At 68.8% G+C, this 18,874-nt stretch carries 21 protein-coding genes; 5 read left to right on the top strand and 16 right to left on the bottom strand.

Annotation, left to right across the window (positions count from 1 at the left end; all coding sequences use genetic code 11):
- Nucleotides 1–77: 77 nt before the first annotated feature.
- Nucleotides 78–689 (bottom strand): malonic semialdehyde reductase, encoded by a 612-nt coding sequence (locus A5780_RS24815; RefSeq protein WP_064904311.1) that lies wholly within the window; start codon nt 687–689, stop codon nt 78–80.
- Between the two features lie 32 nt (nt 690–721).
- Nucleotides 722–1,141 (bottom strand): nuclear transport factor 2 family protein, encoded by a 420-nt coding sequence (locus A5780_RS24820; protein ID WP_064904313.1) that lies wholly within the window; start codon nt 1,139–1,141, stop codon nt 722–724.
- 186 nt (nt 1,142–1,327) lie between these two features.
- Between A5780_RS24820 and A5780_RS24825 the strand changes: the two genes are divergently transcribed.
- Both A5780_RS24825 and A5780_RS24830 read left to right on the top strand, forming a co-directional pair.
- A complete protein-coding gene (locus tag A5780_RS24825) occupies nt 1,328–2,110 on the top strand; it encodes an SDR family NAD(P)-dependent oxidoreductase (protein WP_030515850.1) in 783 nt (260 codons plus the stop codon).
- A 15-nt stretch (nt 2,111–2,125) separates the two neighbouring features.
- The gene (locus A5780_RS24830; RefSeq protein ID WP_104366601.1) at nt 2,126–2,632 is read left to right on the top strand and encodes a biotin/lipoyl-containing protein; all 507 of its coding nucleotides are present in this window, start codon (nt 2,126–2,128) and stop codon (nt 2,630–2,632) included.
- On the opposite strand, the gene A5780_RS24835 is transcribed toward A5780_RS24830, so the two are convergent.
- A complete protein-coding gene (locus tag A5780_RS24835; protein WP_082976701.1) occupies nt 2,633–3,022 on the bottom strand; it encodes a lipocalin-like domain-containing protein in 390 nt (129 codons plus the stop codon).
- A 29-nt stretch (nt 3,023–3,051) separates the two neighbouring features.
- Nucleotides 3,052–3,546 carry a luciferase family protein gene (locus A5780_RS24840; protein WP_063012004.1) on the bottom strand — a complete coding sequence of 165 codons (495 nt, stop codon included), beginning with the start codon at nt 3,544–3,546 and terminating at the stop codon, nt 3,052–3,054.
- Nucleotides 3,547–3,639: 93 nt separating this feature from the next.
- On the opposite strand from A5780_RS24840, the gene A5780_RS24845 reads away from it, so the two are divergent.
- Nucleotides 3,640–4,011: a helix-turn-helix domain-containing protein gene (locus A5780_RS24845; RefSeq protein ID WP_030515846.1), complete on the top strand. Its 372-nt coding sequence runs from the start codon at nt 3,640–3,642 to the stop codon at nt 4,009–4,011.
- On the opposite strand, the gene A5780_RS24850 is transcribed toward A5780_RS24845, so the two are convergent.
- Genes A5780_RS24850 through A5780_RS24880 form a run of 7 tightly spaced genes read right to left on the bottom strand, consistent with a single transcriptional unit; the run spans nt 3,990 to nt 10,722 of the window.
- On the bottom strand, nt 3,990–4,751 hold the full coding sequence (locus A5780_RS24850; protein WP_063012006.1) for an alpha/beta fold hydrolase: 762 nt from the start codon (nt 4,749–4,751) through the stop codon (nt 3,990–3,992). The genes A5780_RS24845 and A5780_RS24850 overlap by 22 nt on opposite strands.
- A gap of 25 nt (nt 4,752–4,776) precedes the next feature.
- A complete protein-coding gene (locus A5780_RS24855) occupies nt 4,777–6,060 on the bottom strand; it encodes an FAD-dependent oxidoreductase (protein ID WP_064909729.1) in 1,284 nt (427 codons plus the stop codon).
- The gene (locus A5780_RS24860; protein WP_064909730.1) at nt 6,057–6,989 is read right to left on the bottom strand and encodes an MBL fold metallo-hydrolase; all 933 of its coding nucleotides are present in this window, start codon (nt 6,987–6,989) and stop codon (nt 6,057–6,059) included. The genes A5780_RS24855 and A5780_RS24860 overlap by 4 nt, the downstream gene beginning before the upstream one ends.
- Entirely contained in the window at nt 6,986–7,936 is a 951-nt protein-coding gene (locus A5780_RS24865) for an aromatase/cyclase (protein WP_064909731.1), read from the bottom strand. The genes A5780_RS24860 and A5780_RS24865 overlap by 4 nt, the downstream gene beginning before the upstream one ends.
- Nucleotides 7,933–8,190 carry an acyl carrier protein gene (locus A5780_RS24870; RefSeq protein ID WP_030515841.1) on the bottom strand — a complete coding sequence of 86 codons (258 nt, stop codon included), beginning with the start codon at nt 8,188–8,190 and terminating at the stop codon, nt 7,933–7,935. The genes A5780_RS24865 and A5780_RS24870 overlap by 4 nt, the downstream gene beginning before the upstream one ends.
- A gap of 52 nt (nt 8,191–8,242) precedes the next feature.
- Nucleotides 8,243–9,457, bottom strand: a complete 1,215-nt coding sequence (locus A5780_RS24875) for a ketosynthase chain-length factor (RefSeq protein WP_064909732.1) — start codon at nt 9,455–9,457, stop codon at nt 8,243–8,245.
- Nucleotides 9,454–10,722 carry a beta-ketoacyl synthase gene (locus A5780_RS24880; protein WP_063012016.1) on the bottom strand — a complete coding sequence of 423 codons (1,269 nt, stop codon included), beginning with the start codon at nt 10,720–10,722 and terminating at the stop codon, nt 9,454–9,456. The genes A5780_RS24875 and A5780_RS24880 overlap by 4 nt, the downstream gene beginning before the upstream one ends.
- 213 nt (nt 10,723–10,935) lie before the next feature.
- On the opposite strand from A5780_RS24880, the gene accA reads away from it, so the two are divergent.
- The gene (accA, locus tag A5780_RS24885; RefSeq protein ID WP_197521856.1) at nt 10,936–12,612 is read left to right on the top strand and encodes an acetyl-CoA carboxylase carboxyl transferase subunit alpha; all 1,677 of its coding nucleotides are present in this window, start codon (nt 10,936–10,938) and stop codon (nt 12,610–12,612) included.
- Nucleotides 12,613–12,626: 14 nt separating this feature from the next.
- Nucleotides 12,627–13,985, top strand: coding sequence for an acetyl/propionyl/methylcrotonyl-CoA carboxylase subunit alpha (locus tag A5780_RS24890; protein WP_064909734.1), 1,359 nt, complete (start codon nt 12,627–12,629; stop codon nt 13,983–13,985).
- Between the two features lie 11 nt (nt 13,986–13,996).
- On the opposite strand, the gene A5780_RS24895 is transcribed toward A5780_RS24890, so the two are convergent.
- The 5 genes from A5780_RS24895 to A5780_RS24915 all read right to left on the bottom strand — a co-directional run.
- Nucleotides 13,997–14,860 (bottom strand): AfsR/SARP family transcriptional regulator, encoded by an 864-nt coding sequence (locus A5780_RS24895; protein WP_081879522.1) that lies wholly within the window; start codon nt 14,858–14,860, stop codon nt 13,997–13,999.
- 269 nt (nt 14,861–15,129) lie between these two features.
- On the bottom strand, nt 15,130–16,062 hold the full coding sequence (locus tag A5780_RS24900) for an alpha/beta hydrolase (RefSeq protein WP_064909735.1): 933 nt from the start codon (nt 16,060–16,062) through the stop codon (nt 15,130–15,132).
- A 99-nt stretch (nt 16,063–16,161) separates the two neighbouring features.
- Nucleotides 16,162–16,809, bottom strand: a complete 648-nt coding sequence (locus A5780_RS24905; protein ID WP_064909736.1) for a TetR/AcrR family transcriptional regulator — start codon at nt 16,807–16,809, stop codon at nt 16,162–16,164.
- A gap of 153 nt (nt 16,810–16,962) precedes the next feature.
- Nucleotides 16,963–17,955, bottom strand: a complete 993-nt coding sequence (locus A5780_RS24910; protein WP_064909737.1) for an oxygenase MpaB family protein — start codon at nt 17,953–17,955, stop codon at nt 16,963–16,965.
- A gap of 27 nt (nt 17,956–17,982) precedes the next feature.
- Nucleotides 17,983–18,874, bottom strand: an 892-nt coding sequence (locus A5780_RS24915; RefSeq protein ID WP_369829549.1) for an oxygenase MpaB family protein, incomplete at its 5' end; no start/stop codon positions are given.

The raw sequence follows: 18,874 nt of genomic DNA on the forward strand, positions 1-18,874 counted from the left end.
CCAAGGGCCGAAAGTCCCTTCGAGGAAGCACGAAATGCCCGATCGGAAATTCCGATCGGGCTTCGGGCGGGCGGAGGTCAGACGGTTGTGACGACCTCGTCGTAGTCCAGCCGCGGGGAGCGCGGGTACCAGGCGTCGGGGCCCGGCTTGCCGATATTGACCACGACCAGGGCGCTGTGCGTGCCCTCGGGGAAGAACTCCTTGTCGACACCGGCGGCGTCGAACCCGTTCATCGGGCCGGCGGCCAGCCCCGCCGCGCGGATGCCGAGGATGAAGTAGCCCACCTGGATCAGCGCGTTGAACCGTGCCGATTCGGCCCGGTAGTCGTCGTCGGCGAAGTAGTCCTTGGCGTCGGGTGCGTGCGGGAAGACCTTGGGCAGGTGGTCGTGGAAATTGAGGTCGGCGGCCAGGATCGCGGTCAGCGGCGCCTTCTCGGTCTTGGGCTTGTTGTTGTCGAGCATGTGCTCGACGAGGGCGGCGCGGGCCTCGGCGCCGCGGACCAGCACGATGCGCAGCGGCTGCTGATTCATCGAGGTCGGAGCGTATTTGACCAGGTCGTAGATGTCGCGGATCTGCTCGTCGCTCACCGGTTCGTCGGTGAAGGTGTTGGCGGTGCGGGCCGTGCGGAACAGCAGGTCCTGGGCTTCGGCCGCGAGGGTGAGGTGGGTGGTGGGCTCAGCGATGCTCACAGCGTAACTCCTTGTCGGGGTTGCGGTTTCGGTCAGTCGTGGGTGACGCGGCGGGAGCGGGTGCGCAGTTCGCCGTCGATGCGGACGAGGACGTCGTGCACCACACAGCTCGGCGCGATCTCCGGCGCCGCGCCGGGCCGGATCTTGACCACCAGGCAGTACATCGTGGCGACGATGCTGCCGTCGTCGTGCGGGGAGAGGTTGATCATGTTGAACCAGTGCCGGCGCTGCATCGGATCGCTGTCGAAGCGCTTGTGGAACTCCACCAGATCCGACACGATCCCGGCGCGGGTGCGCGCGGGCGGGCGGCCGGGTGTGTGCTCGAACTCGGCGTCCTCGGTGAAGGTTTCGGCGTAGCCGGTGATGTCGCGGTTGTCCAGGCGTTGCATCTGATCGGCGTAGAACTGCTGGACCTCGGCGTACAGCTCGGCGCGGCTGGCGACAGTGGTCATGGACGGCTCCTCGGAAGACGGTGTGGCCGCCGGGATTCCGGGCGGACCTCGATCGCGCTCCACGGTCGCCGACGGCGCTCGAGATTCGGTCGAGCCCGCACCGGTTTGACCGGTCTTATAGGGCCTTTCGCGACGCTGGTGGCCGGACGGGCCGGCGTAACCGGATCCAGCACCGATGGAGGAGATATGGCGGACAGTCAGCGCGTGGCGCTGGTCAGCGGAGCGACCAGCGGGATGGGCTTGCAGATCACGAAAAACCTGGCGGCACAGGGTGTTGCGGTGTTCATCTGTGCCCGGGACGAGCAACGGGTGGCCGATACGGCCAAGCAGTTGCAGGACGACGGATTCGCGGTGGACGGAGTGGGCTGCGACGTTCGCGACGCCGACCGGATCCGGGAGTACGTCGACGCCGGGGTACGGCGGTTCGGGCCGGTCGACATCCTGGTCAACAACGCCGGCCGCAGCGGCGGCGGCGTGACCGCGCAGATCGAGGACGAGCTGTGGCTCGATGTGATCGAAACCAACCTGCACAGCGTCTTCTACGCCACCAAGGCCGCGCTCACCGCCGGTGGCATGCTCGAGCGGGGCAGCGGCCGGATCGTCAACATCGCCTCGACCGGCGGTAAGCAGGGTGTGCTTCACGGCGCGCCCTATTCGGCCTCCAAGCACGGGGTCGTCGGCTTCACCAAGGCGCTGGGGCTGGAGCTGGCCAAGACCGGGATCACGGTCAACGCGGTCTGCCCCGGATTCGTGGAAACGCCTATGGCCGAACGGGTTCGGGAGGTGTATTCGGGTCTGTGGGGTGTCGACACCGACGAGGTGCACGCGCGGGTGAGCGCCCGGGTGCCGATCGGCCGCTATGTCCAGGTAGACGAGGTGGCTGCGATGGTCGACTACCTGATCTCGCCGGCCGCCGCCGCCGTGACCGCACAGGCATTGAATGTCTGTGGCGGCCTGGGCAACTACTGACCGCGGAGCGCCGTCATGACAGCAATGGATGAAAACGTCACGCCCACACCGGAACTCGACGCCGCCCAGCACGACTACCTGCAGATACTCGACGCCATCCAGTCGGGTGCGCTGCGGCTGCTGGCCGGCTTTCCCGCCCAGCCCAGCGGCCTGCGGATCCAGGTCGGTGAGGTGACCGTGGAGGCACAGTGGCCGCAGGGCTCGGGGGAGGCGGGCGTGAGTGCCGGGGCAGCACCGGCACCGGCAATCGCAACCGACGTCGCGACCGAGGTGGCGGTGACCGATCCGGTGATCCGCGCACCCAGTGTGGGTGTGTTCTATCGGAGCCCGCAGCCCGGTGCCGAGCCGTTCGTGGCGGTCGGCGACCGGGTGTCGCCGGGGCGTCAGGTCGGCATCGTGGAGGCGATGAAGCTGATGATCCCGGTGACGGCCGAGGTGGGCGGGGTCGTCACCGCGATCCTCAAACAGGACGGGGAATCCGTGCAATTCGACGAACCTCTGTTCTCGTACTCGCCGGAGTGATCAGCACGGGCGGGCGGACCTGCGCCAGGTGAGAATGCGGCGCTGGGTCCGCCCGTCCACTTGTGCGGCGCCGATCAGCGTCAGCACGTCACCGTCGAGGGACATCTGGCGTACCTGCTCGGTACCGGCCCAGGCGGGATTGGAGCAGACCCTGATCGCGTGCACCACCGCCTTTCCCGCCGTGCGCCAGGTTCCGGCGTAGCCCATGAACGTGTTCGCGGCGGTGGTTTCACCGGTGCGCATCATGCTCACCGAGACGGAGCCCTGTGCGGTGTAGATGAGCAGACCGCGCGGCGCCGGACCCAGTGGCCCTTCGCTGCGCACGTCCGCGTCGTCGATGTCGTAGTAGGACGCCAGTTCCCAGGTGCCGACGAGATCAGTCGCAGTCATGGTCCTCACGATGCGTGCCGCCGCTCGAATCATGCTCGAGCGTTCCCGCGGGCGTAGTCGTAGGAGGCGCGTACCAGCTGCCAGACCTGTTCCAGTTCGTCGGCGTCGCGCGGGCCGTAGACCATCAGCAGCGTCGCCGGCAGGACGCCGGCGCGGGCCATCGGATGCTGTTCGGCCCAGCCGGCCGAAACGGCTTCGGCGGCAGCGGTTTCCGGCAGGCGCAGATGCAGGCTGCCGTCGGCGTGCCCGTGCAGGTGGGCGAATTCGGTGCCGGCCAGGAAGGCGTCCTCGGGGCCGTGCGCGTGATCGGGGTGCAGATGCAGGGCGCGGGTGTCGGGCAGCGAGACCGTACTGCGGGCGGCCAGCACACCCTCGAGTGTGGCCATGCGCGCCCACAGCGCTTCCTGGAGCCGGACGTCCGGATTCTGGGTGAGCTGCTGATGCGGATTGTGTGGCCGGGTGAGCGGGCGTTCGCCGCGCCGCCGGGGCAGGCGAAGGTTTCCGTGTGGTGCCGTCGCAGTCATCACTGTGCTCCTCTCGCGCCGGTGAAGGCTTCTGGTCACACAGTAGTTTCCAAAGTATAGTAGTTACCAAATGGAAAGTGCCCAGGAGTGCCCATGACGCCCGTCACGCCGCCGCCCGTCGCGGATCCGTGCCCGATCTCCCCGGTGGTCGACCTGTTCTTCGGCCGCTGGTCCACCCAGGTGCTGTGGGTGCTGATCCACGACGGGCGGATGCGTTTCAACGAAGTGCAGCAACGCATTCCGGGCGTCACGCCCAAGGTGCTGACCCAGCGGCTGCGCCAGCTCGAACGCGACGGCCTGGTGCAGCGCACCTACCACCCCGAGGTCCCCCCTCGCGTCGAGTACGCGGCCACCGCGCTGGCCGGCACCCTCACTCCGTTGTTCGACGGTCTCGCGCGGTGGTCGAACGAGCACCTGGCGGAGGTGCTGGCGGCTCGTGCCGCCTACGACGCGGGCGACGGCTGAGACGCGAATTTCAACAGCAGCCCGGCGAATTCACGCGGCATGGTGATCATGCAGTCGTGCCCGGTCGGCAGGATCTCGAGCCGTTCGGCGGGCAGGTCGGCCGGGGGAAGGGTCCGCGGCATCGCCGCGCGCATCGCCTTGAAGGCCTCGCCGCCCTCACTGCAGTGGATGTGGGTGACGGGAACGAGTGCCAGGGAGTCCGGATTGCGCAGCGTCAGCGGCTGGTGGAACGTCTTCAGCGACTGGGCCGTCAGCATCGAGGCCACCCAGCTCAGGTCGGGTTCCTCGGTGACGCCGTTGATTCCGCTGTCACCCATCGGCTCGGTCGGCGGGGGCACGCGCCAGCCGTCTCCCACGGCGGCGGCCGCGGTGGTGAACGCCTCGACCATCTCCGGCATGATGTCGGCAACGGCTTCGCCGTCTCGTGGCACGAAAGTATCCACGTAGATCAGCTCGGCGATGCGGTCCGGGAACCGATCCGCGAGCGCGGTGACGACGATCCCGGCATAGCTGTGGCCCACCAGGATCAACTCCCGCAGATCCTCGGCGACGATCAGCTCGGCGAGATCGTCGACGTGGGTGTCGAGTCCCACATCGGGGGTGAGCTCGTCGGCGCGTTCGCCCATACCGGCGAGTGAGGGCGCGAAGACACGGTGGCCGGCCGCAGTGAGCAGCGGGGTCACCCGCTGCCAGGCCCAGCCGCCGTGAAACGCGCCGTGAACGAGGAGATAGGTCGACACGACAGGTCCTCCTGGGTGCTCGAAACTAGGTACCGGAAACGATGAGATGGTCGCCGTGGGCCGGCGGGACGTGCTCGGGCCGGATCCCGAGGCCGATCACCCGTGCCACCACGGGTGAGAGTCCGGGGAAGCGACGCAGCAGCCGGGCCAGCAGCGGCTTGTCGGTGCTGGGTCCTCCGGCGTTCGGATACAGGTCGGCGAGCAGGCGCAATTGCGCGAATTGCACCACCCACATGGGGAATTCGCGGCGGCGCTGCACCGCGCGCAACTGCGCGAGACTCGGCATGCCGCCCGCGGCCAGTGTGGGCGCCAGCAGCCGCGCGGCGGCGACGGCATCCTGGACCGCGAGGTTGATACCGACACCGCCCGCCGGCGACATCGCGTGCGCGGCATCACCGATCGCCAGCAGGCCGGGCCGGCACCAGTGCCGCAGCCGGTCCACCCGCACATCGAGCGGCTTCACATCGTCCCAGTCGCGAATCGCGGCCTCGAGCCCCGGCGCCAGCACCGGATAGATGGTCGCGAGCTGCGCCCGGAACCCGGGCAGCCCACCGGCCCGGATCGCCTCGAATCCGCCTTTGGGGATCATGTAGGCGACCTGCAGGTAGTCACCGCGATCGATGCAGACGATGAAGAAGCCCTTGCCGCTGCGAACCGTCGGCAGGCTCTCGCCCGCGGGTTTGCCCACCCGGAACCACAACACGTCCATCGGCGCCCGGCTCGCCGCCACCGCGAGCGCGCCGCTGGTGCGCACCAGCGAATTGCGTCCGTCGGCGGCGATCACGAGGCGGGCCCGGACCTCGAGCGGACCGTCCGGGGTGGCAGCGCGCACGCCGGTGACGGTGCCACCGGACTCGCGCAGTTCGGTGACCTCCGCCCGTTGCAGCAGACGGAATCCCGGATACCGGCGACCGGTTTCGGCGAGGAAGTTCAACACGTCCCACTGCGGCATGAACGCCACGAACGGAAACGGGCCGGGCAGCCGGCGGAAGTCGGCGAACACGACCGGTCCCATCGCGGTCGCCATCGGCAGCTGCGGTGTCCGCACATGCGGCAGCCGGAGAAACTCCTCGGCGAGCCCGAGCTCGTCCATCACCGTCAGCGTCGACGGATGCACCGTGTCACCGCGGAAGTCGCGCAGGAAGTCCGGATGTTTCTCCAGCACGAGAACTTTCGCTCCGGACCGGGCCAGCAGCACACCGGCGACCAGTCCCGCCGGTCCGCCGCCGACCACACACACATCCACGGTCTCGGCCGTGTCCGTTTCCCGCTCGGCTGTGCCGGCCTCTCGCTCGCTGCGCTCGCTCATGCCAGGCACGCCGGTAACCGGCCGTCGTTGTAGCCGACCATCTCGTCGAAGATGGCGAGCACGTCCAGCGGCGCCCCCGGTGCCGCGCCGTCGGCCTCGGCATACGCGCGATGCAGATTGCCGACCACCCGTTCGGCATCCACCAGATCGGCGAACTCGCCGGGATCGGCCTCGAGGGCGATGCCGAGCGGAGTCAGCCCCAATGCCCGGCCGTCGAGCGCCAACCTGACGATCCACTCCAGATACCGGATCGTCTGATCGAAGATCTCCGGTCCGGTGACCGGACCATGGCCCGCCACAACGGTTTCCGCGCCCAGCCCGGCCAGCGTCTGGACCGCGGCGAGGGTGCCCTCGACCGAACCGAACAAGCAGAACGGCGCCGCGCCCGACATCACCAGATCCCCGGCGAACAGCACCTTCTCCGCGGGCAGCCATGCCACCACGTCGTTGGTGGTGTGCGCCGCCGGACCCGGATGGATCAGCTCGACCCGCCGGTCGCCGACGTGCAGCGTCAGCCGGTCGGAGAAGGTGACCGAGGGTGGCGTGACTCGCACGTCGCCCCACCGGACCTGCGGCCACAACTGCGTCAGGGCCAGCCCGGTCTCGATCATCTCGGCGCGGATCCGGTCGTGTCCGATGAGCACCGCGGCGGGTCCGAACAGATGGTTGCCGAAGTTGTGGTCGCCGTGGTGATGGGTGTTGACCACGGTGCGCGCCGGCCCGCCGGCGACCCGATCCACGTGCTGGATCAGGCCGCGGGTGCGATCCTCGGTGGCGAGCGTGTCGATCACCAGCGCACCGTCGGGCCCGGCGACCACGCCGGCGTTGCTGACGCACCAGCCCCCGTGGCCGTGGGTGTAGGCGAAGACACCTTCGGCCACCTCCTGCACCACCGGTTCTGCCAGGCGCGGACTTCCGGTCGCCGTCATGACGGGGTTTTCGCGGAGTCGGCGCGGCGGGCCGCGATGTATCGCACCGCGCACAGCAGGGTGTTGCGGCTGTTGGTGCCGAGGGCCTCGCCGAGATAGGCGCGCGCCTCGGCGAGTCCGGTTCCGGGACCGAGGATTTCACGCGCGGCGGCGGGGTTGATCGCCACCGTGTGGCGAGCGGTGACCACCACGCCGGCGGGATCGTCGGCGAATTCCCAGGCGCCGCTGTGCCCGAACAGCATCGCGGGCGGCAGCTGCTGTTTGTAGTCGATGCGCTCGGCCGGGACACAGATCCGGATCGACCGGGTGGTGTGCGGGATACCGCCTTCGGTGACGGTGTCCATCTCCATCAGCTGCACCCCGTCGGCGTCCTCGGTGAGATCCACCCGGCCGACGTGCGGAACGTGCTCGGGCCAGCGGTCGCTGTGATAGACGAAGTCGTAGAGCTCGGCTGCCGTCGCCTCGAGGGTCACGCGATCTTCGAAGGTGACGATGATGTCGTCGACCGGATGCCCCAGCTCGGCGATCCGCGCCAGCGCCGCCAGCTCGGCCACGCTGTTGCGGTCGACCGCGCCGGTGATCACGTCCGGATCCACACTGTCGGCCACGGTGAAGTGGTGATCGAGGGTGACAGTCGTTGTGCGCGGGCCGGTTTCGTCGAACGTCCACTGCCCGCCCATGGAGGCGATCGGCGCCCGGCTGCGTTCCTGCTCGAAGGTGATGCGGCGGCCGGCGGGGTCCAGGGTCCGGCGCGAGGTCCAGTCGGTGACCTGCCCGTTCACCGTCGCCCACAGCCGAAACCGTTCCTCGTCGGCGCCGCGGTGCAGATGCCGCACCAGCACACTGGGTTCGAAGATCACCGGCCAGCGCCCGACATCGGCGACCAGCCCGTAGACCTCGTCCGCGGGCGCCTCGACGACACGGGTGTGAGTCGTGCGGATGGTCATGCCACACCCGCCAGCTGCTGGTTGACGATGTCGATCAGCTCCTGCGGAGTCTTGACGTCGATGAGCTGTTCCTCGGGAACCGTCACCCCGAACTCGCGCTGGATACGCGAGGCGGTTTCGATCAGTGCCAGCGAGTCGTAGCCGAGCTCCTCGAACTCGACCTCGGCGATGTCACCGGCGAGTTCGGGGGCGTCCTCGTCGCCGCCGGCGCAGGCCACGAGGATTCGGCGCAGGGTGTCGATGGTGATGGTCATGATCTGCTCCTGAGTGCATTCGAAGGGATGGTGCGATTGCTGTGCTGCGGGGTCAGCGCGGGTGCGCGCGGACGACCACCGCGGAGTTGAAACCCCACCGGCCGCGCGCGAGCACCAATCCGGCGCCGAGGTCGGCCGAGCGCGGTTCGCCGCGGACCAGATCGATCCGGCATCCGTCGGCGAGTTCGGTGGTGGCCACGGTCGGCGGGATCACCGCGTCGCGCATGGCCAGCAGGCAGGTGACGATGTCGAGGGGGCCCGCGCCGGAGAACAGCCGCCCGGTGAGCGGTTTCGTGGCGGTCACCGGGACCCCGCCCGGTCCGAAGACGGCCTCGAGGGCCGCCGCCTCGGCACGGTCGGCGTCGGGGACACCGGCGGCGTCGGCGAAGACGACATCGATGTCGTCGCTGCGCAGTCCGGCATCGGCGAGTGCCAGCTCGATGGCCCGTTGCAGTCCCGGCGGGCGCGGCGAACCCGGCGGCGGATCGAAAGTCTGCGCGTAGCCGGCGATTTCGCCGTAACAGTCGGGCACGCCCCGGGCCTGGGCCGCCGCGGCATCCTCGAGGACCAGCATGGCTCCGCCCTCGCCCGGCACGTTGCCCGCCGCCTGCGCGTCGAACGGCAGATAGGCGCGCGCGGGATCGGTTGCGGTACTGACCGTTCCGGCCGCGATGTGGGAGACCCAGCCCCACGGGTCGAGCGCCGAATCGACGCCGCCGGTGACGACCAGGGGTGTGCCGCGGCGCACGGTGCGCCGGGCGTGGCCGACGGCGTCCAGGCCGCCGGCCTGATCGGCGACCAGCGCACTGCTCGGTCCCCGCATGCCGTGCCGGATCGAGATCTGGCCGGTGTTCACCGCGTAGAACCAGGCGAACGACTCGTACACGCTCACGTGCTCGGAGCCGCGCGACCACAGCTTGTTGAATTCGCGGTGGGTGAATTCGAAACCGCCGGAAGCGTTTCCGGTGACCACGCCCATGCCGTAGTCGGTGAGTGCGGTGGGGTCGACCTTCGCGTCGTCGAGTGCCCACTGGGCGGCCACCAGCGCCATCCGGGTGGAGACGTCGGTCTGCGGCAGCAGCCGGCTCGGCAGGTATTTGCCGGCGTCGAACTCGGCCACCTGGCCGGCGAGTGTCGCGCCGAACCCGGTGGTGTCGAAGCGGGTCAGCGGGGCGATCGCCCCGCGGCCCGCCAGCACGGCGTCCCAGAAGTGGTCCAGGCCCAGCCCGTTGGGCGCCACCACGCCCATTCCCGTCACGACGCTCATGCCGGCACCCCCTGCGGGCGGCGCAGCACCATCGCGCTCTGGAAGCCGCCGAAACCGCTGCCGACGCTCAGTACCGTGTCGATGCGGTGGTCGCGGGCGGTGAGCGGGACGTAGTCGAGATCGCATTCCGGATCCGGCTCGTGCAGATTGGCCGTCGGTGGCACCACCTGGTGCTGCAGCGCGAGCAGGCAGGCCGCGATCTCCACCGAGCCGATCGCGCCCAGCGAATGCCCCACCATCGATTTGATCGAACTCATGGGCGTGCGGTAGGCGTGCTCGCCGAGACTGCGCTTCACCGCGGCGGTTTCGTGGCGATCGTTCTGGCGGGTGCCCGAGCCGTGCGCGTTGACGTAGTCGACGGCGGTGGGATCGACCCGCGATTCGTCGAGGGCCACCCGGATCGCCTCGGCCATCTCGCGGCCGTCGGCCTTGAGGCCGGTCATGTGGTAGGCGTTGCAGCGCGTCGCGTAGCCGGTGATCTCGGCGTAGATGTGCGCGCCGCGGCGGCGGGCGCTGTCGTACTCCTCGAGCACGAACATCGCCGCGCCTTCGGCGAGGACGAAACCGTTGCGGGAGTTGTCGAACGGGCGCGAGGCGTGCTCGGCATCGTCGTTGCGCGGTGTGGTCGCCTTGATCGCGTCGAAGCAGGCCACCACGATCGGTGTGATCGGGGTATCGGCGGCGCCGGCCAGCACCACGTCGGCGGAGCCTTCACGGATCAACTGCACCGCGTGCCCGACCGAGTCGAGCCCGGAGGTGCACCCGTTGGACACCATGGCGACCGGCCCCTCGGCGCCCACACTCCACGCCACCTCGGCCGGCATCACACTCGGCACCATGTAGTCGAACATGTAGGGCGAGACGTGCTTCTCGTCGACCACCCAGTTGCGGCCGGAGTCCGACAGCACCAGATATTCCTGTTCCAGGCTCGTCGCGGCGGCCACGGCACTGCCGAGGCTGACGCCGACGCGCTGCGGATCGAGCGCATCCACGGTGAGGCCGCTGTCGGCGACCGCTTCCCGGGCACACACCACCGCGAACTGCGCGGCGCGGTCCATGCGGCGAATCTCCCTGGGTGACAGCCCTTCCCGGGCCGCGTCGAAATCGGCTTCGCCGGCCACCTGCGACCGGTAGGGCGAGGCGTCGAAGAAGCTGATCCGGCGGGTGGCGGTGCGCCCCTCCGAGAGCAATTTCCAGAATTCGTCCTTGCCGTTACCGCCGGGCGCACGAACTCCGAGCCCGGTCACGACGACACGACGGTTCATAACGAACCTCCGAATGCATTGGCGTACACAGCTGTTGTCCCTTCTCGCCGAAGAGTCCCGAAAGTCCCCGAGATCACGATCAGGGTGAAGCGGGCCGCTCTAGCCCCGCTCGAGCAGCGCGATCGAGCTGTCCTCGAGGGCGCCGCGCGAACCTGGGCACACCGGACGCTGCGGTCCGGCTGACCGTGGCCGATCGAGCACAGGAGACACCCCGTGAAGACGCCGCCAAGCTCCCACACCGCGGACTGGGTACTGTGCCCGGCCTGCCGGATTCCGCTGTATCGCAAGCGTTTCGAGCGAGACCTGGGCGTGTGCGGCGAATGTGGCCGGCACACTACCCTGTCCGCCGAGCAGCGATTGCGCCAGCTGGCCGACGAGGGCCGGTTCGAGCCGCTGCCGATCGCCGGCACCGAGGACGACCCGCTGAACTTCCACGACGTCGTGCCGTATGCCGATCGGCTGGCCGGCGCGCGGGCGCGCACCGGACTACGCGACGCGGTCGTGTGCGCGACCGCCCGCATCGAGGGCTCCGCGGTCGTGATCGTCGCCATGGACTTCCGCTTCCTCGGCGGCAGCCTGGGCACCGCGGTGGGGGAGATGATCACGGTGGCGGCGGAATACGCCCTGACCGAACGCATTCCGCTGCTGCTGGTCACCGCCTCCGGCGGCGCCCGCATGCAGGAGGGGCCGCTGTCGCTGATGCAGATGGCCAAGACCAGCGCGGCGCTCGAGCAGCTCGATCGCGCGGGCATCCTCACCGTCAGCCTGATCACCGATCCGACCTACGGCGGTGTCGCCGCCTCGTTCGCGACGCTGACCGACGTGCTGATCGCCGAACCCGGCGCCCGGCTGGGCTTCGCCGGTCGCCGGGTCATCGAGCAGACGATCCGCCAGGAACTGCCGCCGCAGTTCCAGACCGCGGAATTCCTGCTCGAGCACGGCCTCATCGACATGATCGTGCCGCGGTCGGGCCTACGCGCGACGCTGGGTTCGCTGCTGCGCATCGCGGGCCCGGTCGATCCCACCGGCGAACCGGGTGCGGCGGCCGGCATCGTCACCGATCCGCAGTCGCTGCCCGAGACCCAGGCGTGGGAGCAGGTCCACCGCGCGCGGCAGATCACCCGGCCGACGGCGCTGGACTATGTGGCGCTCGCGTTCGACGGATTCCTCGAACTGCGTGGTGACCGCATCGGCGCCGACTGTCCGGCGGTCGTCGGCGGACCGGCCTGGCTCGGCGACCAGCCGGTGATGGTGATCGGCCAGCAGAAGGGTCACGATCCCAAGGAGCTCATGGCCCGCAACTTCGGCATGCCGACGCCGCCGGGATATCGCAAGGCCGCCCGGCTCATGCGCCTGGCGGAAAAGCTCGGCCTGCCGGTCGTCACGCTCATCGACACGCCCGGCGCCTACCCGGGCGCGAGCGCCGAGGAACAGGGCCAGGCCGTCGCCATCGCCGAGAACATCCGCCTGATGTCGGCCCTGCGCGTTCCGGTGATCAGTGTCGTGATCGGCGAGGGCGGCAGCGGCGGTGCGCTGGCGCTCGCGGTCGCCAACCGCGTGTTGATGCTGGCCGACTCGGTCTACTCGGTGATCAGCCCCGAAGGGTGTGCGGCCATCGTGTGGAACGACCCGAGCGCCTCGGCCGAAGCCGCTGCGGCACTGCACATCACGGCCCGCGACCTGTTGCGGCTGGGCATCGTCGACGGTGTACTGCCCGAGCTCGGCCACGACGATGCCCTGGCGCCGCACGCGGCGGCCGAGCGGCTGCACCGCGCCCTGGCCGAAACGCTGCAAGCCTTGATCGGGCGCAGCGGTGAGGAGCTGGCGGCGCAGCGGCGGGCCAGATTCCGTCGCTTCGGACTCCCCGTCGCCGCCCGCACGGCGGCGTGAGAGAGGCGGCGCGAATGTTCGACAAGATTCTGATCGCCAACCGCGGCGAGATCGCCTTGCGGGTGGCCCGCACCTGCCGGGAAATGGGCGTGCGCACGGTGGCGGTCTATTCGGCGGCCGACCACGATTCGGCGGTCGTGGATTTCGCCGACGAGGCCGTGCGGATCGGTCCGGCCGCGGCGAAACGCAGTTATCTCGACGCGGCCGCCATTCTGACGGCGGCTGAGATCACCGGCGCCGACGCCATCCACCCGGGCTACGGATTCCTTTCGGAATCACCCGATTTCGCCGATGCCTGCCGGGCCGCCGGGGTCACCCTCATCGGACCGCCCGCGGATGTCATGGCCGAGCTGGGCGACAAACAGTCGGCACGCACGCTGATGGCCAAGGCCGGGTTGCCGCTGCTGCCGGGCAGTCTCGACGCTCTCGAATTCGACGAGGCGCAGGCTCTCGCCGACCGGATCGGGTATCCGGTGATCATCAAGGCCGTGGCGGGCGGCGGCGGGCGCGGGATGGCGGTGGTGCACGACGGCGCCGATTTCGCCCGCGCCTACCGGGACACCCGGGCCACGGCCCGCATGCTCTTCGGCGACAGCCGGGTGTATGTCGAGCGGTATCTCGACCACGCCCGGCATGTGGAGGTGCAGGTGCTGTGTGACACCTTCGGCGCGGGTGTCCATCTCGGCGAGCGGGATTGCTCGGTGCAGCGCAGGCACCAGAAGCTGGTGGAGGAGTCACCGGCGCCGCGGCTGCCGGAGGGGCTGGCCGCGCGGATCGGCCGATCCGCGGTCGACGGGGTGCTCGCCGCCGGATACACCGGAGCCGGCACCGTCGAATTCCTGCTCGACTCGGCCGGCAACTATTACTTCATGGAGGTGAATTGCCGCATTCAGGTCGAACATCCGGTCACCGAAATGGTCACCGGTATCGATCTGGTCGCCGAGCAGATCAGGATCGCCGCCGGCGAACCGCTGGCATGGACGCAGGATCGCATTCACCCGAAGGGGGCCGCGATCGAATGCCGGATCAATGCCGAGAATCCGGCGGCCGGATTCGCGCCGACACCCGCCACGATTTCCGAATTCACCGCGCCCGGCGGTCCGTTCACCCGGGTCGACACACATATCCGGGCGGGTTATTCGGTGCCGCCGAACTATGATTCGCTGCTCGCGAAGGTCATCGTGTGGGCGCCCGATCGCGATGCCGCGATAGCGCGGATGAACCGGGCGCTGACGGAATTCCGGGTCGAGGGCGAACGATTGTGCACCACTCGAGAATTTCTGCTGGACGTCCTCGATCAGTCGAAATTCCGAGCCGGTACCCATACCACCGCCCTGGTGGAAGAAATGTTCGAGGGTACCGCCCCGGAATGAGGCCGGCCGGATCAGGCGGGCGTCGCGGAACGTTGCGCGCCCGCCTGCCAGCCGATCAGATATCCGGCATGGCGGCGCTCGAGCATCAGGGTCACCGATTCGTCGGAGGCGTTGAGAATGTCGCTGTGTAATCGGCGTAATTTCACACAGGGATCCAGGCCGAGTTCCCGCTGCAGTGAACGGGCGAATTCATGGTAGGACTCGAGAGCGCGATGCCGCCGGCCGGAACGGCACAGCGCGTACATGTAGTAGGCCTGCAGCCGTTCGTGCAGGGGTTGTTCCGCGGTCAGTCGTGCCAGGTCGGGGCAGACCTCGCGGAAGCGGCCCAGCCGCAGCTGCGCTTCGATTCGCAGTTCGAGGTCGGTCAGCCGCACCTGTTCCAGATGCGACAGCTCGGCCGACAGCGGCAGGCCGCTTTCCACGTCCAGCAGCGCCGGACCGGTCCACAGTGCTTCGGCCGCCGTGAACAGATCCACCGCGCGCATGTCGTCACCGGCATTCAGCGCGCAGCGGGCGGCGTCGGTCATCGTGCGATAGTCGCGCAAATCCAGGACACAGTCCTGGGCGTCGAACATATATCCCTTGCTCCAGGTGCGGAGATATCGGTCCGCGATCTCGCCCTGGTCCACATCCAGATATTGCGCCATCTTCTTCCGGATACCCAGAACATAGGTCTGCACGACCGTTATCGCGCTGCGCGGCGGATCGTCGTTCCACAGCTCTTCGATCAGGGTCGTGACCGGAACCACCGTCGAATGCCGAATCAACAACAAGGCCAGCAATTGCCGTTGCTTCTGTGCGGTCGGCGTCGCATTGCGATTGTCGAGGGCGAGAGTCAAAGGGCCCAGAACGCGGGCATACACAGGATTCGACACGTAGCGTCCCCTTGTAGCATGAATTGCTGTGCGGTGAGCGTGAAATCGTACGTCGCTGTAGACCGTTTCAGAGTACCGAGGGCATTGTGGCGAGACCGTAAACCCACTGTGATCATACCGTTAACGCCTTACGGCCGTCTTGTTCTCGCATATGTTTTCGCAGGTGAACAATAGTTTGGACGCTCGACCGGGAGGCCGCGGGCCGGTCGTCGGAACCGATTGCCGCCGAGCGCAATCCGGGCCGGGCCGCAGCGGTCCGCCGGTTCCGGTCAGGCTCCGGTGAGGGGCTCGGCGAGGTGTTCGGCGAAGGCCGCCGCGGCGGCGGCCGGATAGTCGGTGGTGCCGTCGACGTAGTCGCCGGTCCAACCGGTGGCGAGGTGCTGGAGTGTTGCCACGTTCGCCGGTTGTGGTATCCCGCAGAGCAATTCGCCCAGCGGATCGCTCGAGGTTCCTTCGGCGTCGGTGTGTTCGCCGGTGTCGAGGCGCACCCCGAGGAAGGGGCGATGCAGATGGGTCTGCAGTGCGGTGGTTCCGCTGCCGAAGTTGTTGCACAGCGCGGGCGGACCGGAGACGGTCAGGACGGGCAGGTCGGTGGCGGCGAGATCGTCGAGTGCGACATCGGTATCGGCGCCGAGGAAGGATTTCACCGGGTCCAGCAGGACGAGCCCGCGCAGCTTCGCCCACGCGGCCGGAGAGGAGGTGTGCAGGCGGTGGGCGACGTATTCGACGGCTTCGGCGCCGGCGGAATGACCGATGAACACGAACGAGCGCGGGAGCGCGGGCAGCCCGACTCCGGCGCGCGTCGCCGAGGTGGCGAGCGGGCCGGTGGGATCGTCGGCGGTGGCGAACAGCCGGGCCACCTGATCCAGGAACGCGGTATTGTCGCCGAGGTTCTGCAGGGTGCAGCCGTCGAGGTTCACGAACGGCAGGCTGGGGGAGAAGACGAGATACCCAGCGGCGGAAAGTGTTTCGGCGAGTGCGGCGACGTTGCCCTCGGTGCGCGCGAAGCCGTGCTGCAGCCAGACCAGGCCGCGTGGCGTACCCGCGGGCCGATACCACGCGACGTCCTGATGCAGGGTCGCCGCCGCACAGGGCAGATCCACCGTGCCCGGCAGCGGTGGGCCCGCGGCGGCGGGAGCGAATGCGGCGGCCACGACACACGCGGCGGCGAGGACGGTCAGGGTCGAAGCTCGCAGCCTCATCGCAACTCCACACTGCACAATCGGTATCCCGGTGATGACGCCACCCGGACACCGATCAGTATTCGCCACCGAGGCGCGGGGCGGAGGCGCTTCGGGCCGTTAGCTGTCGGCAGGCGCGACGCGCCAAGTCTGCAGCAGCGGCACCAGATAGACGCGGGCGAACTCGCGGGCCTTCGCCGTGTCCTGGAGGGGGATGACGGAGGCCGGGTTTTCGATCAGCGACATCATCAGCCGGGCGATCATCTCCCCGACGATGGCGAGGTCCAGATCGGCGGGCAACCGTCCGGTGTCCTGCCAGCGCCGCAGATGGTTGGTGACGAGCGTGCGCGAGACGCCGATGGCGGTGTCGTCGGTGAGGAAGTCGGTGAGTTCACCGGCGGCCGGTGATTCGCGGATGCTGCGGGTGAGCAGTTTCGGCGCCGACGCCTCGTGCACGAATGCGGCGAACACCTCGGTGGTCGCCTCCTCCGGGCCGGTGGCGCGGTCGGCCACCTCGGCGAGCAGGGTGGTCAGCCGCAGCGCTTCGTCGAGGATGGCCAGGCGGACCAGATGCTGTTTGTGGCCGAACCGGCGGTACACGGTCGCGACGCCCACCCCTGCGGTCTCGGCGATGCGCTGCATGGTGGTCTCGGCGAAACCGTTGTCCGTGAAGCATATTCGGGCGGCGGTGACGATCTTGCGGGCCGTGGGATCCAGGGTGTCCAGTCCGCCGGGGATCAGGCCGACCAGATGTGCGGGATCTGTCACCGGGACTCCCTGTGGTCGGCGGTTCGGGCTGTCCACCCTTTCTATCACCGTCGTCGGGGCCGCCCGGTCAGGGCGTCCGGCGGCGCGCGGCCGGCGATCGTGTCGTAGTAAGCGAACATTTCGGCCAGGGTGGCCGGGAGTTCCCCATCGCCGTCACCTCGGATCGGGAGCAGGCCGCAGCGGCTGCTTGGGGCGCACCCGGTAGGCCGCCGACTTCAGTTCGCGGCGCTTCATGGCCTGGATGCACTGATGGTGCTTGCGACCGTGGTAGGCGAGGGGGAAGTAGGTCAGCCGGTCCGGCAGTATCCGGTAGGCCACTCGCACCGCGGTGAAGATCAGCCGTACCTGCCGCTGTTCGCGGGGAGTGGGTTCGATGTCGAGCATGGCCCGGATGCGCGGATCCATGGCGGCGATCAACGCCAGGTAGGTCATCCGCATGGCCGGACGCAGCGCGAGCTCGACCAGTGGGCGCACCGGCGCGGGAATCCGGGCCATCGCCTCGGGCTGTGCCTTGCTGTGACGCAGTTGTTCGACACTGTCCAGCGTTTCGGGCCGAGCCTCGAGCGTCGTTTCGATCATCCGGTCGAAGTAGTGCTCGAATTCGGCGCGGGTGGCCGGATAGCCCTTCATCGGGACGCGCAGCAGGCGCGCGAGCCGGCGGTTGTCGCGCAGCAACTCCTCTTGCTCGGCGACGGTGAACTCTCGGCCGATCAACAGCGGTCCGGCATTCAGGGTGGTGATGTAGGCAGTGGCGATAACCCATTGATACGCACCGGGATCCAGTGCGCTGATGTGTTTGCCGTCGGCGTTGCGCATGGTCAGCGGCTGATGCAGTGACCGCAGCCGCCGGCCCTCCTCGACCGCCTCGAGCCCGCCGTAGGTCCAGCGCAGCACCGAATCCACCGAGCGGATCGCGCGCCCACCCGGATCTGTGCGCGCGATCGAATAGCGTTCCACCACATCGGCGATCACCGGATGCATGCCCTGCATCAGGAAGGCGGCCGCCTCCAGGATCAGGTAGGTCCAGTGACCGACCATCTCGGCGGTGAGCGAGTCCGGGGCGATGAGCTCGACCGCTTCGCCGTCGACGATGAGTTCCGGTTCGGGGGCGAGAGTGCGTGCAGGCGCGCTGCTTTCGGGTGTCACGATGATCTTTCCTTCGAACGAATGCGGTCAGACGACGGTGGCGCCGGTGATGTAGCGCAGGCGCATGTCCCAGACCGCCGCGCGCATGCCCAACCGCACCACGACGGGCGGGGTGAGCCGGTCGAACCCGCGCAACACCCGCTGCCAGCGATCGAATCGGCGCTGTTCGGCGGCGGTCCAGCGGAAGCCGAGTTTGCGCCGCAGCTGCGGCGGCAGATAGCCGAGAGTCATGAACAGATTCCAGTTTCCGAGCACCGCCGACACCGGCGCCGGGAGGAAATCGAGCCGCGCGATGCCGACGAGGAATTCACGCATGCGGTCGTCGAAATCGAGCCGGTCGAGTTGTTCGGTGCGATAGCGCTCGAATGCCGCCCGATCCGCCGGCCACAACTCGGGCGGCACCTGCAGGGTCGTCGCGAAGACCGCCGCGGCGCGATGGACGGCCTCGGGATCGTGTCGGCTGCGCCCGCCCCGCAGTCGTCGCGTGTCCTCGAACACCGCCGCCATGCAGGCCGCGACCCACAGTTGCAGCCGCGGATCGAAAGCGTTGTAGGACACCGGGCTTCGCGGCCGGGACCGCACCTGGCGGTGGGCCGCGTTCACCGCCTCGCGAAAGATGCGGCGGTCCTGGGCATTGCCGGCCACGGCCACCGCGATGTAGGTCATGGTGGTGCGGCCGCGTTTGATCGGATGTTTGTGCAGATTGCCGCTGTCCACAGTGCTCTCCATGACGCCGTAGGCAACCCCGGCGTTGGCCAGTTGCATGACGACGTTCGCGGCGCCGTAGGCGGGGGACAGCCACGCCGAGATCTCGTCGGCGAGAAACGCCGTGTCGACCCCGTCGGTGTCGCGGTGGCGGCGAGGGTGCGATCGAGTTCGGCGGTCCCGGCGGCGGCATCTTGGACATCGGCGGCCACTC

This window comes from Nocardia sp. 852002-20019_SCH5090214, from assembly GCF_001665865.1.
Lineage (GTDB): Bacteria > Actinomycetota > Actinomycetes > Mycobacteriales > Mycobacteriaceae > Nocardia > Nocardia nova.

What these genes read in the sequence shown, in the direction of transcription:
- A5780_RS24820 (WP_064904313.1), bottom strand. Translation starts at nt 1,141, where the DNA reads ATGACCACTGTCGCCAGCCGCGCCGAGCTGTACGCCGAGGTCCAGCAG.
- A5780_RS24825 (WP_030515850.1), top strand. Translation starts at nt 1,328, where the DNA reads ATGGCGGACAGTCAGCGCGTGGCGCTGGTCAGCGGAGCGACCAGCGGG.
- A5780_RS24830 (WP_104366601.1), top strand. Translation starts at nt 2,126, where the DNA reads ATGACAGCAATGGATGAAAACGTCACGCCCACACCGGAACTCGACGCC.
- A5780_RS24835 (WP_082976701.1), bottom strand. Translation starts at nt 3,022, where the DNA reads ATGACTGCGACTGATCTCGTCGGCACCTGGGAACTGGCGTCCTACTAC.
- A5780_RS24840 (WP_063012004.1), bottom strand. Translation starts at nt 3,546, where the DNA reads ATGACTGCGACGGCACCACACGGAAACCTTCGCCTGCCCCGGCGGCGC.
- A5780_RS24845 (WP_030515846.1), top strand. Translation starts at nt 3,640, where the DNA reads ATGACGCCCGTCACGCCGCCGCCCGTCGCGGATCCGTGCCCGATCTCC.
- A5780_RS24855 (WP_064909729.1), bottom strand. Translation starts at nt 6,060, where the DNA reads ATGAGCGAGCGCAGCGAGCGAGAGGCCGGCACAGCCGAGCGGGAAACG.
- A5780_RS24860 (WP_064909730.1), bottom strand. Translation starts at nt 6,989, where the DNA reads ATGACGGCGACCGGAAGTCCGCGCCTGGCAGAACCGGTGGTGCAGGAG.
- A5780_RS24865 (WP_064909731.1), bottom strand. Translation starts at nt 7,936, where the DNA reads ATGACCATCCGCACGACTCACACCCGTGTCGTCGAGGCGCCCGCGGAC.
- A5780_RS24870 (WP_030515841.1), bottom strand. Translation starts at nt 8,190, where the DNA reads ATGACCATCACCATCGACACCCTGCGCCGAATCCTCGTGGCCTGCGCC.
- A5780_RS24875 (WP_064909732.1), bottom strand. Translation starts at nt 9,457, where the DNA reads ATGAGCGTCGTGACGGGAATGGGCGTGGTGGCGCCCAACGGGCTGGGC.
- A5780_RS24880 (WP_063012016.1), bottom strand. Translation starts at nt 10,722, where the DNA reads ATGAACCGTCGTGTCGTCGTGACCGGGCTCGGAGTTCGTGCGCCCGGC.
- A5780_RS24890 (WP_064909734.1), top strand. Translation starts at nt 12,627, where the DNA reads ATGTTCGACAAGATTCTGATCGCCAACCGCGGCGAGATCGCCTTGCGG.
- A5780_RS24900 (WP_064909735.1), bottom strand. Translation starts at nt 16,062, where the DNA reads ATGAGGCTGCGAGCTTCGACCCTGACCGTCCTCGCCGCCGCGTGTGTC.